Origin of the sequence: Metabacillus fastidiosus NBRC 101226, assembly GCF_001591625.1 — a bacterium.
Lineage (GTDB): Bacteria > Bacillota > Bacilli > Bacillales > Bacillaceae > Metabacillus > Metabacillus fastidiosus.
Genome location: NZ_BCVG01000001.1, coordinates 98,804 through 113,769, shown reverse-complemented (window position 1 = coordinate 113,769; position 14,966 = coordinate 98,804). Strand labels below are relative to the sequence as shown.

The following is a 14,966-nucleotide window of genomic DNA, read 5'->3' as shown; positions in this document are numbered from 1 at the left end:
ATTTTCTTCTTCATGTATGTCGAATGTTTTAAATTTATTAATTAATATATTCTTTTCTCTATTTGTTACCTCTTCAATATACAGAAGTTACACCCCTTTATAAGATATTAATATTTATAATTAGTTACTATACCTTAATAATTTCCCGTTTTTATCTAATGTCCAATATGATCCTGGTTTTCTTGTATCTTTCAGTTTCCAGGCACTTCCCCCGTGAGTACCAACACCACTATTAATAGCCCTATCTTTTTCTAATTTAAACTTATCATATTTCCCATTTTTAAACATTTCTATTTTTACTCTATTACCGTCTAATAGTTTTTTGCTAATACCTTTAGTCAAATCCTTAGCAAAAAACTGTAAATCCAATTTTAACGGTTTCTTACCTTTCGCCTTAAGAGATTTCGCTTTCTTAATAGCTTTTCCTGCATTTTTGGTTTTTCCAAGTACTTTTGCTCCCTTTAGAAGTTTGCCTGAATGAGCGATAGTTGATGCAGTTCCAGTTGGATCTGCAAAGCTAGCCACATCTACTATAAGCCAAGCGGCACCTGAAAGAGAAGGGTTTTTAACATATGCTATTCCATCGTAAATTAAAAATGCGGCATTTACAACCCATGTTCCTTCATTGTCTGTATACATCACAGGATTATCTTCTGCATACACATAGGCATTTTGAGAGCCTGAATTATCTACATCCCCTGGGTAAGTATCACGTGAAATAAATCTTGCTGTTTGCGGGTCATAATACCTGGATTGAAGATAATACAACTTCGTCTCTCCATCATAGACATATCCTGCATATCGAATTGGTTGCCCCGAAATACGTGTATCTGTTGGTTCAGAAGATGTTGGATTTCCCCAAGGATCATAACTATAAGTAGCTATAGAAACTCCATTTTTATCTACAATTTGGACAACATCTCCATGTTGATTTGTTACAAAGAAAAATGTCTCTCCATTTTTGTTCGTAACGCTCATCGGCTTTCCATAACTCCAAGTAAAGGCCCATATAGTTTGATTATTATCATCTGTTATACGAATCAATTCTGAACCATTATAATGATAATAATAAGTGGTAGATCCGACTGTTTTTGTTTTTCTCAATCCATTTGGATCATACGTAAAGCTTGCAATAGTTGTTTTATTTAAATCTTTGATCGCAAGTAGTTGCCCTTCTCCGTCCCACTCATAAAGATATTTATCATCTTGAAGAAGATTTCCTGCTTCGTCATAAGTAAATCCATTAACCTCGTTTGCTTCGTTAAATGTTAAAGATTTTCCATTTGGATTTTTAAGGTTACCTGACTCGTCATATTCATATGAAATTTTACTTCCTTTATATGTCCATGATTGAAGACGGTTTGCAAAATCATAGACATAGTTATGAGTATCTTTTCCGTCATTATAGGTCTTGATATTTCCATCCAGATCATAACTGTATGATTGATCTAAATTTGTGGCTCCAACTAAATGTTTCCCTTGTAGCCGACCTGCATCATCAAACGTTTGGTATATACTCAATGAAGAAACATTTGTGTCTGAGAACAACTTCATATGGGTGAGCAGACTTTTTTCATTGTAATAATACTCACTACTCTCTCCTGTTGGAGTTTTAATAGATGAGATTCGTTGTAAATCGTCATAACCAACTGTTGTTGTATAGGATTTGGAACCAAAAGACTCAACATATGAGTTAAGAGAGCCATAGTATGACTTATTAAGATCTTGTTCATAACTATAAGTTAATTTATATCCTGCAGGTTCCTGTGAGGATAATAAACGATTTAATGGATCATAGGTAAAAGAATAAGTTTGTCCGTCTTGCTGAATTGTTTTCACATTTCCTGCAAAATCGTAAGTGTAATCTCTCTTTTTTTGACCATTCAACCATTCTTCAGTAAGTTGGTTTTTACGATCATATTTCAATTCCTTATTAGAAAGAATCTTTGTTCCTTTTCCTATCTCAACGGTTTTTAAATTTCCATTTGCCTCATAATCTGACTTAATAAATTTCCCAAGCGGATCTGTTTCTTTTGTGACTTGATTGACAGCATTATATTCAAATGATGTGACATTACCCCTCGGATCTTTTCGAGCTTTTAAGTTTCCTTGAACATCATGTTCGTAACTGGTTGTAATATTTGCCATTCCGCTTGGTGCAACTTGTGTCATATTTTTAAGGTGATCTAAAAAATCATATCCGTATAACGCCTTTCGTCCACCTGGTGTCGTGACCTCAGTTTGATTTCCGTTCGCATCATATTTATAATCCATTGTTTGGTTCAGTGCATCTGTATTGGATAAAATGAGGTTCCCATTTGCATCATAATTTCTTGTTTCAGTAGAGCCTTGCTCTTCCAATTTAATATTATCAAAATAGGCGGTTCCAGCCTGATTATTATAAAGAGCATATATTTTAACTTGATTAAAATTCTTTGTTGCACGGAATGTCTTTTTCACAAACTGCCATTTGTTCACTAGGGTTTTATCAAATGGAACAGTATATTTTCCCTCAGTGCCATCACTGTAGACAAATGACACTTGTAAAGCAAATTCACCTGTTGAATTAGGTGATTGAGCATTTGCCCAGCCTGATATCGTAACTGGATCTCCCATTTGACCATTAGTTTCCACAGTTTGTCCAATATAACGTTTTGCCGTACTTGAACCTGTTAAACGTGCAGAATACTTTCCAGCCTTTGTAACTGTACTTGATCGCCCGTCTCCTGCGCTAATGGCATTTAACGTCCAATTATCAATTGTTGTACCAGTTCCTGCTTCCATACTTGCATTTTCATTTGATACATAATCAGCTACCATTGATCCCGAGTTTAATTGAACTCCATCAAAGTAAGCCGTGCCGGCCCCGCTAAACACAAGCTCAACTTCAACAAATGCAGCATTACTTGGAGCTGTAAATGAATTCGAAACTAACATCCAATCTCTAGTGCCTTTTAATCCTTTTGTAACATATGCGATTGTATTGCCTGCTCCATCTTTTATAAACTGATTGCTCGCATCTTTAAAGTAAACACGTAATTGTGCACCTGTTCCACTTACATTATCTGTTTTTAACCACCCAGATACCGTGTAATTCTTATCAGATGTCGCTTGCATAGGTACTACTTGATAAAGATAGCGTCCTCCATCCGTCCCGGTAAGGGTCATTTTTATAGAACGCTTTCCATACTTATGATCATTACTTGTTGCATAACCTGTACCTGTTTTCATCAACCAATTTGTTGGTAAGCTATTACTATCAAGTGCCTCAAAGTTACTATTTGTTAAAAGATTAAACCCTAATGAAGTTGTTGAAACGTTCGTTGCTACATTCCCAAAGCGATCATAGGAAAAGTAATTTGTTAAACCAAGTTGATTACTTGAAAATAATAAATTACTTTTATTATCATACTCAAACTGTGCTGATAATCCTGTATTGGTTTTTTCATTTGTGACGTTTGATTTCTCGTCATACATCGTTGTTTCTGTTTCTTGATTTGGCGTTGTTATATTCGTTAAATTTCCTTTTTCATCGTAATCAGCCGTTGTGGTCGCTCCATTTGCCACACCTGAATCTTTATTTGGTTCAATAACCTTTGTAACCTCATTATTTTTCCATTCATATTTTGTTGTTGATGGAGTAGTTCCCTGATAATCTTCTGTCATTTCAATGACATTAACAGTACCTTTTGGTTGATCTGAGTCATTTTTATAATAGGTTTTGTTTCCATTCGCATCAGTAAAAATCGTTTCTGTTTGTGAAGGATAGGCTAATTGAGAAAAGAAAGTTTCAGAACGCGGATCAATAATTTTAGTTGCCCTATTATTAGAATCATATTCAATAGTTCCTTTATGACCATTTGCATTGACTACATTCTCTAATTTCCCATTCGTGTTATAAGAAAAAGTAATACTTTTCTTCTCACTTCGATTTGCTGCATAAGTAATTCCAGTTAGTAAATTCCCTCCGCTACCAGGACTATATGAAAATATCGTATCAGTTCCCCTAAAATCCGTTACTTTTTCTAATAGCCCATTTGGATTATAAATAAGTGAAAGATCTCTTCCAGTTGAATCTGAACCAAATCGTTCACTAATTTTGACTACACGGAAAGAAGTTCCATCAAAGGAATAGAGAATATTATCTCCTTTTTCATCTGTTATCTTTGTATTACGACCATATGAATCAAACTCTAAAACCGTTTCATCGGGCTGCTTTAAGGTATATCCACTCTCAGTATTTGTTAATTCGAATGCGGTTCCTTCAGGCGAAGAATAACCAGTTTTTGAATCATATTGATTTCTAGAAAAGTGATACTGTGTCCCATTTTCATCAATATATTCAATAATGCTATTATCACTACTAGGAATCAATTTTCTTTGTGAGCTTAACGTCCATCCAATCCCATTTGTATCTGATAGGGAGGAACGACTATTATAAACAAGCTTTAAATTAAAGGCATCTGTCCGGCTTGGAAGAGAAGTTAACGGGACATCATACACCATATTTCCATTAATCAAATTGACTACTGCTGTTCCTTCTCCTTGAAGTAAATCTGGTGTGTATGCCCAATAATCTGTGATTCCTAGTAACTCTTTAGGTCGATAGGAAATTACTAATTTCGGCTCACCCACTAACGTTCCGTTTGGGTTTACCCATTCTGTAGCATGGAATAGTTTATTAGCAGCTGTTTCCTCTTGATTATCTGCATACTTTAATACAACTCCGAATGGTGAAGCCTTTTTGTTGTACCAATCTTTTAACAACTCATTGACTGGAAAGTATATATAACCAATATCTTTTCTACTAATTGTGGCTTCTGGTACTGGATTATAAGAAGGCTGATTTGTCCAATTTATTGTAGAGGTAGAATAACTTTGGGTTAGTCTATGAAGAGAGATTGGTACATCCGCATTGGTTTCATATTGATAAATCCCAACACTTCCCCCAACTATTTCAGCATCAGGAATATCCGGAAGTGGATTCCAGCGTAAATACGTTCTCGTTTTTCCAAAATTAGCACTAGATCCAACACTTAGATAGTCTAATAGGCCAAAACCGTAATCTTGCTTACTAGCTACAAAAGCATCGGAAGTTTTAAAGTTATCAATCCATGGATCAATGACAACCGGATAAACCCGATTAGGATCTTTTAAATATGCTTCATCAGCGGTAATCGTTAAAGTAAATCCAGATTCAGTAGGTATTATTTCTTGAGTTACTTTTTCTGAGATACTTTTACTTTCCGATGAATCATACATATAAGGACGCTGAATATAGAACAAAAACTCTCCTGTTTTACTATCTGTAAATTCGATAGTTCCATCTTCTTTTTTTGCTGCTTTTAATCCTTTTGTAAGAAGATTGAATTGAAAGGTATTTTTCCCTCTATAGGAGTCCAAAATAATATTTTCTTTTATTTTAGAACTATCCACTGCATAATCAAATGTTACCCCATCATAAAGATTTTCATATTTTACTTTATTCTTATTAGATTTACTCACTGTATCTTTAAGACCATTATGCACTTTAGGCTTTGTATTAGTGTTATCAATAAATTCCACTACCACCTCATGACCCTTAGTGCTAAATGTATACAGTTTTGATTTATCCTCTTTTTTCGGCTTTTTCGGGAATTTCACTTTAAAAGAATTTGATTTATTTTCGAGTTCTTGGGTATTATTTTCTACTAAAGTATTATCAATATCATGCCATTTATTGTCCTTTTTATAATGGACGGGTTTTGTATAGGCTTCTGCGGTATAGGAACCATCCTTGTTTACAAATACTTTGGTTGTCTCGTTTCGAAGGCTTTCCACTTCCACTGAAGAAGAATCAATTGACTCATTATTTGTTGCAGTTTCTACTTCATCTTGTTTTGATTCTTCGCTATTATCAATAGCTCTTGCCTTTGTTACTCCGTGTATTGGAATAGAGGTAATAATCATCGTAGATACTAAGATACGACAAATAATAGAATAAAAACTTCTTTTTTTACTTGTTTCCACTAACTCATCTCCTTGTTTTAATTAAATAATTTTTGAAATAAACACCTAATTATGGAAATATCCTCCTCTCTTACCTACTTTGTATATTAGAGCTATATTCAACCTATTAAACCTAACTATAGACCTGAATAATAACAGGAGATTATACCTATCTTTTTAAAATGTTAAATGGCAAAAAAAAGTTTAATTTACAAAAAAGTCGTTTGAAGAATAATAAAATTGTTTAAAAAATACGAGTCATTTTATTCAATAATCGGTCCAGATTGATGAACATTAAACAAGGAATTCGTGTAGGAACTGATATCATGGTAAAAGAAGCTGAGGAAAAACCTTAGATATTTCAATCATAGTATTAAATTTTGGATTAGTTGTTATGATTAAACAAAATCAAGTATTCTGAGAATTAAGGTATAAAATGGTTTAGAGATTAAGAAAAATAACATAGTAATCTCTTTAAAATGAGAGATTTAAATAAAATAAAAAGTAAATATGTTTATAAAAAACTGATGTTATAATATTTAGGGGAATTATAAAATAGTATGGAATACATATTCTATAATTTATGAACATTTTTTTGGAGGCTTTATATGAATAAACTTGTTTCTATTTTAACTTTGATCCTTCTACTATGGACAAATCTCTTTTTTTCTAAAAATATAAGTGCAGCAACTAACACAGAGTATGTAAATGCAGTTAATTTAGGAGAGCAATTAAAGAATACAACTGAGCAATATAATCAGCGTATAAATGAAGGGGAAATGGTTACTTTAAACTTTCAATATGATTCTTTATCTTCATTGATTAGTAGAACTGAGAAGGCAATTGGGAAAGTTCCAGGTCATTCAGTTCGAAAAAGCTTAAACGAAAAATATGTAAATTCTGCAAAAATTGCAAGGGAACGCGTAATTTATGAAGTGTCACAGTTTCGACTATTAAACATTCTTGAAGGTCATTTGGAAGAAGGAAATATGACAAAATTGAACGATGACTTAGGAAAACTTAATAGATTAAAAAGCAGAGCAATTGAAATTAAAAAAGCGGGCGGGTATGCTTCTCTACCTTTTTCTGTACAAAGGACATTATCACAGTGGGAATCAGATATTAGAAATCACAAACTTTCGACTGAAAATCAAGTTATTGAATCAGAAATTGAGCCGAACGACACAAAAGATTCAGCAAATTTGATTCATTCCGGTGTTATTTATAAAGGGAGAACTAGTATTTATCAAGATGTCGACTATTATAAATTTGTTACGAATGGACCTGGAGAGATTCGCATTATCTTAACTGATCTTCCAAATGATTATTATTTTATGAATGATTATGTTACAGAATTATATGATCGTGCAGGTAAACGTATTAGTAGTGCAGTAACTTATGGTGATCCTAATGAAGCGATAACCGTAAGAGGAGAATATGCTGGAAATTACTTTGTGAAGGTATATCGAGCGGGCGGAAACTATGATGATCAGCATGAATATAAGTTAAAAGCAACATTTAAAGCTGACAATAGTAATGGTTCAAATGACACAAAAGAAAATGCAACTCCAATTGAAAACGGAAGATATTATCAACAAACCACAGAACTCGCACCAGATAATGATTGGTATTCAATTGTTCCAGATTCTAAAGGGGATTTATATGTTACTTTAGATAATCTCTCACATGATTTTGAAGTATTTCTATATAATAATGTCGGGGAACAAATTGGGAGAAGATCTCCAGCAGCTGGCAATAGGCCGGAAACCATTTATGTAGAAAACGCAAATGCTTCTACATATTATGTTTTGGTATCTGGAGGAGCCAATTCAAAAGGATATCATTATAGATTAAGAGCAGATTTTGCTAAAAAAGATAATTATTTTACTGGTTTGGCCGAACCAAATAACGTCAAAAATAATGCTTTCCCATTAATAAAAAATATTAGTTATGAATTCAAAATTGAAAATAAACTTGATAAAGATTGGTTTAAAATAACACCAAATGCAGGAACAGTAAAAGTTGTTCTCGATAAGATGCCTGCTGATTATAATTTATATGTATACGATAAGTATGGAACATTACTAAATTTCTCTATTAATACTGGTCAAAGTAAAGAAGAGATTGTATATAATGTTCAAGAGAAAGGTACTTATTTCATTCAAGTCATACCTGCTGGTGACTATCTTCTTAACAGTGATAATATAATTGGAACATATCGTTTAAGTGCTTTTTACAAATAGGATTGGATGTCTGATACCTATTACGTTAAAGTGTGAAGCCCTGTAAGAGAAATCTCTACGGGGCTTTTCTTTTTCAATGTTTCTAGTTACTAAGTCAGGGACAAGGAGACATGTTTCTTTCCCTTTAAAATTAGATTTACCTAAGTCATTTATTAACGCAAAAGTAAAAATAAAGTATTAAATACTTATGAATAAATGTTTTTAAATCCGTCTTCAACAATCGAGCGCTATTGTTGAGTAAAACTTAGATTTTTAAACGACTTTATTGGTATATTTTTTAGTGTAGTGAAGTATCTTACATCAAAAATTAAACAACTATATTTTTAACCCCGTTCTAAATTTAAGATTAGGTTATGCTTGTTTGAGTTTTTAAGATTAAAGACAAAAAAGCATGAAACCAACCAGTCTCATGCTTTTTGCTATTTATAATAATATTTTGTTACCCACATACTTTGTTTTTACCGCTATTTTTTTCCTGATACATACACTTATCCGCCTTATTAATAGTCTCACTAGGAGTAATTCCATCATTCGTTGCATAGCCAATAGAAAGAGTTACAATCGATTCTTTTTCTACTCTGGAACGAATCTTCTCCGCTACTGCTGCAATATCGACATGTTCCTGTTCAATTAACAGTACAATCTCCTCTCCACCATAACGCCCCCCCTATTCCTTTCCCACTAACAGTCTCTTGAACGATCCGCGCTACTTGCTTTAATACTTCATCCCCTTTTTTGTGACCTTGAGTGTCATTGAGTTTTTTAATTATTAATATTATTAAAAAATTAGTCCCAGTTAGAAAACCGAGACTGTATTTAAAATATAGACTTATTACATATTCGTTTTTTTAAAGTGTAACCTCAGCTAGTAAGATCAGAGTACTCTTTTTAAAACTAAAACTTCACCTGAACCTCTATGTGATTCTTTAGTTTTTTCAAGTATATGTGAAACAAACATAAAACCACTACTATTCAATAGTGATTTAGCATTATTAGCTGTTACATTAGCATGAATATTTCCCGAACCGCTTAAATTCACTACTAAATTATCAACTTCACCATTTGCTAATTGAACATCACTTGAGCCATTTATCTGAACATTAATGTTATTTACTGAATCAATTCAAGAGTTTGCGCATCGGATACTTTAATCTCAAGGTTAGCAATAGACAGGTTAATTTGTCCATTTGCTTTATTAATTGAAACAAACCTCATTGAAGGGACAACAGTCTGGTTTAATTTAATGAATATTTTCCTTTCTACAGGACCAGCATTCTCTATAAGTCTTCTCCCATTTATAAACATAACACTGTTAGCTATGATTACATTATCCCCTCTTTCTCCTTCACATCTTATAAATAAAGAGTTAGATTGCTCATGGATATGAATAGAGTTGATAAATTTCTCAACGTAGATTTAAACTAATTTAGTAATGTTACTAATATCTTAACCAATTATTTGTTCCTTACCCAAGACGTTCACCTTCTGTTGGAAGTATCATCAAATGCAGAAAACTTTCCCTGTAATTCTATCCAATATTTTACATCCTTAACATCCTTCGTAGAATTTGCAAAACTTTTTTCAGTAAAATCTATTACATAAAAATTGTTTTTCAAAAACCTTGTAGCTTTATTTCTCATTTTGTTAAATTTTTTTGCTTCAATTAATGACGAATAATATATCCCTCTTGAATACTTATTTGAATATGGTTCTTTATAATATTTATAATATCTAAAAGTGAAAATTTCATTTCCTTTAGAGAAGTTGTTTTCTTCAATAAATATATATTCTTTAAAAGGAAAATTATCCTTAAAAGGATCATCTAGATAATTTAAAAATGATTTTAAATTAGGCACCTTAGAAAAATCCCACCAATGTTTTGTTATAAAATCAACCCCGCTACTCGGTAATTGTACTAAAACAACGGGATATGCAAAAAATCTCCATAAATCTTCTCTCGTTATAATTGGAATATCTCTATTAAATTTTACTCCCGAAAACTTCCCTTCATTTGTCACCAAAAACCCCTTTACTTCTTTAAAATCCGGTATATCAATTCCCTTCTCCTTTTTTAACTTATCAATAAACAACTCTTTATTCTCTTTTATAAATTTACAAATGTAATCTACTTGTACAATACCATCATATGTATAATTCAATTTTCTTAGATTACTTATACTCTCAAATTTTTTCATCGTATGTTTGACATCAGCAATAAATAATGTATCGTTATACAAAAACATCAAATCAATTTCTATTGCTAAATTTTTAAATTCTACATTGGTCGGAAACACTAAAAAGTTGTTATTATTCTTAAATAGTATTTCTTTTACTATCTTTAAATCATTAATAATTTCAAATTCATAAAATTTTTTATCTACTGTCTTCGAAACATTACGGACAATGTTATTTAATAAATATGTAAATTCTATATCTGTACCCCAATTTAAAATTCTATACTGAGACCCATATTTTTGAATAGGATATAGATATAGATCTGTTTTTTCTGACATAAAATAACTCTCAATAATCTTGTGAAATTGTTCTTTTGATAAAATTTTTTTTAACTCTTTTTTAATAACTTTATCATAATCGATTTTTAACCACATTGGTTTAAGGTTATTTTGACCATCAACAAACTCACAAATATTATTCCAAACATTGTAAACATCTTGAAAGGTAACTCCAACCTCGATTTCATCATCTATTTTATATCCAAAATCCTTATACATGAATTCTAAACTTGTTTTTCTAAATGATGAAGAGCTATAAATTTTTCCTTTCTTATCTAAAGATATCATCCTTCTCTCTAACCTGTTAGCTTCATATAAAGCCGTCACCAAATCAATATTATTCTGAGCAGGCTCAATCGCGTAACAATGATTATTAACTGATAAGTTATATCTTCCACTCAACAAATCAAAAAACTTATTTTTGAACTCAATTATTGTACTATACTCTGTTATTAATTCTTTTACAAAATCTAGAATTTCCTTGTTTTTTGATCTTATTTCCTGTGTTTGTGATAATTCTATACTAGCAACTAACAAATTAGTATCACATAAAAACTGACTATATATTTCTAACCACTTTTCATTTAAATTTCTTTTATATTCTTGGAAAATTAACTGCTCAAAATAATACAATACATCTGTTATATATTCCTTATCCTTATTAAGTAAATAATCTATCATTTGATTTTTATTTTCTCTCAAATTTTGATAAATCGGGAGAAATTCACTATAAATATCTTCTATATTTTTACGAAAATTCAAACAGTCATTAAAGAAGTGAGAGCACACATAATCATTATTTTCTAGAAATTCTAGAAATTCCTTAACTTTTTTATAATTTTCTCCAAACATATCATATATATTACTTTTTAATATCACAAAAAAAGTTGATCCGCTAATTTCAAAGCCTTGTTGTAGATATTGATTTATCTCATTTCGATTAAAATTTTTAAGACTTTTTTTTAATTTCTTTAATAATTTTTCCATATTTCTAGTTATATGATTTTTCGACATATGTATTTCCCTTTCATTTCATTCTTTAAAATCCATAACTACTTCTATTAAATAAAAGAAAAACTACTCCGCTTAAATGGGGAGAGTCTTAACAAACTATTCGATTTTTTCATAATCCAAGCTCTTTACTCACTTTTCTAGAAAAATCCTATTTGCAGAGTACTATTTATGACTGTCCCTTTCTTTTTTTAGCTTGACCTTCCATAAAAGTTCTCCTTTTGCATAAACTGAACCATTCTCTATTTGAGCATAATATTGATTTTGTAATGTATCGTAAAGGACCAATTCAAAAATAAAAGATTTATTCGTAAGCCCATATTCGTCTAATCCTATCCTAATACAGTCACTTGAATTAAAACTTAGATATAAATCACCTGTTTTTTCTGAAAATGGGGGGATTTCTAAACGGAAGTCTGCACCCTCTTCCCTACCTAGACCAACCAAACTATGTTGGGATAGGAGAACATTTCTATCTTTTACAAGTAATTTTCCACCCATAATTGTTATTGGCATTTTAGTTAAATTCCTGAGAGATACATCTAAAAATGCAGTACCTATTTTATCTTCTACTGCTCTCAGATAACTATCTAAAATGATGATCTCAAATTTTTCTTTACTTTGGTAGAACATATCAAAATCCGATCTTCTAGCAAGAGTATTAATACTGCCCTTTCTTACAATGCAATAACCTTCTTCAAGATTATTTACCTTCTTTTTCGTCATATAAGGTTTATTATTAGTATTTCTGATCTCAATAACTGCTATTATTTTTTCCTCGATCTCGATATAGTGAAGATCAAAATTAATATCAGGCTCAATATTATTTAATATATATTGTTGATATGACGAAACATCAACTTTTTCCTCATGATCAACACCGACAATATAACGACCTTTTAAAGTATCATCTTTCACTCCTAAAATAATATATTTTGAGTTTTCATAGCTTGAATTAGCCATTGCTAGAATATCCTTTAATAAATCAAGAGTTCCTTTTCTCGGGTACATTTTCGCCTTAAAATCTAAATACTCACATTCAACTCCCTTTTCTACTAACTCTAAAATCCTTCTTCGAATATCCACAAATTATCCTCCCAATGACGATCTATACAAAAATATAATTAAATTAAAATAGCTAATATAATGCTTATAAAATATTATTTAATTATTCTAGAACCATAGATATAGTAAGCTAATTTTATCATTCATTCAAAAAATTTAACAACTATTGATTATTATGGAAAATAATCAAAATTTTCTAGTTGCCAATTATTTTGAATATTTCATAAATAATTTAAAATAAAAACCACTCGTTCTCACGCGTGGTTTTCTCTGTGGCTGAAGCCTTTGTTACTGACTAGACCTTAAAGGGCCTCTGAGTAATTTTCTAGATGTACTACTTTTACCGGCTATACCTCAAGGGCCTTCTACCTACTTCCATTTCTTTTCCCTCACTTCTTCTTCTTTAAATGGATCTAGATATTCTATCATACTTAATTGCTCTGCCACTATGTCATCTTGAATCTGGTTGCGTATATATTCTTCTATCATTTTCTTGTTTCTCCCACTGTATCCATATAATATCCGGTACACAAAAATTTCCGGTCTACGTATCAATACTTTAAATTCCTACAATACTTCTAACTGAGGACCAACAACATCTTATTACATTCCTAGATGTATATCATTCTCATGGTTTAAAAATACTTTTATCTAATTTCTTTAGAGAGAGTAGTAAGAGTCAGATGTTACTTTAAAATAAAGTCTCTTTCTATATAAAAATATTGCTATTGCTTCTTCTCTGAGGTAATTTTCGTATAGGCATACTTTCTTCTCTAACTAAGCAGTTTATTACAATGAATGATGTTAAATGAAAAAGCTATTCATGATGAATTTTAATATATTAGTGAACAATCTAAAGTTACGGAAAGAATAGAATTATAAAATAGTTTAGCAAGAATACACTGTTTTACAATTTGGCTATAGTTCCTGACTAAGCTAAGACTTTTAATGATAGGCAATCAAAAAACGTGAGATTATCACTACCTCTCACGTTTTTTCTTTTAAAAAAGGAAACTGACTCATCCACACACTTTGTTTTTTCCACTATTCTTTGCCTGGTACATAAATTTATCAGCTTTATTAATAGTCTCACTTGGAGTAATTCCGTCGTTCGTTGCATAACCAATAGAAAGGGTTACAATCGATTCTTTTTCTACTCTTGAGCGGATTTTTTCGGCTACTGCAGCAATATCGACATGTTCCTGATCAATTAATAGAACTATCTCTTCACCACCATACCGGCCCCCTATTCCTTTGCCACTAACCGTCTCTTGAACAATCCACGCTACTTGCTTTAATACTTCATCTCCTTTTTTATGACCATGAGTATCATTAAGTTTTTTAAAATTATCAATGTCACAAAAAATGACTCCAATATAGCCCTTTTCGCCTTTTTGTTCGACTAGTTTAGTATAAAATCTACGGTTAAAGAGACCTGTTAAAGGGTCAGTGATCGATGTATAAGAAGCTGCCTGCATTAAGTCTACTATCCTTTCAAAAAACATAAGAAATTGAATAATGAATGCCATTGTAAGAAAAGAAGAAAACATAAAGGCACATATAGAACTATTGAACACAACGGCCAATGCTCCAAATATTCCGGAAAGAAAAGTAAAGCTTAGCGTTAATAAGTAATGCATTCGATTATTAATGTCTTTCATTAAGCGGTAGTAAGACATTATAGAAAAAGCGATGATCAATATGTATGGAATAACAGATATGAATTTATTAGATGTCATTCCAAAAATAAAGATGAGAATGATTGTTGACAGAAAAACAAGTAATTCCTTTTTTTTCTTAGAACTATAAAGATGATACACTCCACCTTGTACTAATGTTAGAGAGACTAACAACAGGCTAATAAGTGGTGAGGTAAGAACCACATCCCCTTTTATACTGCTAAATGAAACACTAACAACTGGAATCAATGCAAGAACAAAGGCTGCTGCTCCTATCAAATAAGGTCTTTTTCTAGTTTTTAAGTAAAGATTGATTACCATTACTGCCATTAACAAAACAACAATCATGCTGAATGATAAAGGAAGTAAATACAACTGATTTGCAAACATAATATCACCTATCTTTTCAACTTATAGCCCCAGCTAAGTAACTGGGACTGTTTTTCACTATCCCGATACATAAAAAA

At 31.4% G+C, this 14,966-nt stretch carries 8 protein-coding genes and 2 pseudogenes; 1 reads left to right on the top strand and 9 read right to left on the bottom strand.

Features of this window, described 5'->3' with window-relative positions; translation table 11 throughout:
- Positions 1-120: 120 nt before the first annotated feature.
- Positions 121-6,009, bottom strand: a complete 5,889-nt coding sequence (locus BFA01S_RS00475) for a DNRLRE domain-containing protein (RefSeq protein WP_066224453.1) — start codon at positions 6,007-6,009, stop codon at positions 121-123.
- 587 nt (positions 6,010-6,596) lie between these two features.
- Here BFA01S_RS00475 and BFA01S_RS00470 point away from each other — a divergent pair.
- Positions 6,597-8,231, top strand: a complete 1,635-nt coding sequence (locus BFA01S_RS00470) for a hypothetical protein (RefSeq protein ID WP_066224450.1) — start codon at positions 6,597-6,599, stop codon at positions 8,229-8,231.
- A 439-nt stretch (positions 8,232-8,670) separates the two neighbouring features.
- Here BFA01S_RS00470 and BFA01S_RS23610 read toward each other — a convergent pair.
- From BFA01S_RS23610 to BFA01S_RS00450, 8 genes and pseudogenes are all read right to left on the bottom strand, one after another.
- Positions 8,671-8,883 (bottom strand): annotated as a pseudogene (locus tag BFA01S_RS23610) (diguanylate cyclase domain-containing protein); the annotation flags it as partial.
- Positions 8,858-8,998 (bottom strand): diguanylate cyclase domain-containing protein, encoded by a 141-nt coding sequence (locus BFA01S_RS23605; RefSeq protein WP_369690785.1) that lies wholly within the window; start codon positions 8,996-8,998, stop codon positions 8,858-8,860. The gene BFA01S_RS23605 and the pseudogene BFA01S_RS23610, both read right to left, overlap by 26 nt.
- A 107-nt stretch (positions 8,999-9,105) precedes the next feature.
- Positions 9,106-9,324, bottom strand: a complete 219-nt coding sequence (locus BFA01S_RS22700) for a GIN domain-containing protein (protein ID WP_235842929.1) — start codon at positions 9,322-9,324, stop codon at positions 9,106-9,108.
- A gap of 17 nt (positions 9,325-9,341) precedes the next feature.
- The gene (locus tag BFA01S_RS22695) at positions 9,342-9,536 is read right to left on the bottom strand and encodes a hypothetical protein (RefSeq protein ID WP_066224447.1); all 195 of its coding nucleotides are present in this window, start codon (positions 9,534-9,536) and stop codon (positions 9,342-9,344) included.
- 173 nt (positions 9,537-9,709) lie between these two features.
- Positions 9,710-11,731, bottom strand: coding sequence for a hypothetical protein (locus BFA01S_RS00460; RefSeq protein ID WP_169800410.1), 2,022 nt, complete (start codon positions 11,729-11,731; stop codon positions 9,710-9,712).
- A 189-nt stretch (positions 11,732-11,920) separates the two neighbouring features.
- Positions 11,921-12,841, bottom strand: a complete 921-nt coding sequence (locus BFA01S_RS21620) for an AlbA family DNA-binding domain-containing protein (RefSeq protein ID WP_235842928.1) — start codon at positions 12,839-12,841, stop codon at positions 11,921-11,923.
- A gap of 348 nt (positions 12,842-13,189) precedes the next feature.
- Positions 13,190-13,371 (bottom strand): annotated as a pseudogene (locus BFA01S_RS21615) (IS200/IS605 family transposase); the annotation flags it as partial.
- A 468-nt stretch (positions 13,372-13,839) separates the two neighbouring features.
- Positions 13,840-14,889, bottom strand: a complete 1,050-nt coding sequence (locus BFA01S_RS00450) for a GGDEF domain-containing protein (RefSeq protein ID WP_066224441.1) — start codon at positions 14,887-14,889, stop codon at positions 13,840-13,842.
- Between the last annotated feature and the right edge of the window lie 77 nt (positions 14,890-14,966).

Coding starts and splice junctions, on each gene's coding strand:
- BFA01S_RS00450 (WP_066224441.1), bottom strand. CDS start 14,889: ATGTTTGCAAATCAGTTGTATTTACTTCCTTTATCATTCAGCATGATT.
- BFA01S_RS00470 (WP_066224450.1), top strand. CDS start 6,597: ATGAATAAACTTGTTTCTATTTTAACTTTGATCCTTCTACTATGGACA.
- BFA01S_RS22695 (WP_066224447.1), bottom strand. CDS start 9,536: ATGTTTATAAATGGGAGAAGACTTATAGAGAATGCTGGTCCTGTAGAA.
- BFA01S_RS00460 (WP_169800410.1), bottom strand. CDS start 11,731: ATGGAAAAATTATTAAAGAAATTAAAAAAAAGTCTTAAAAATTTTAAT.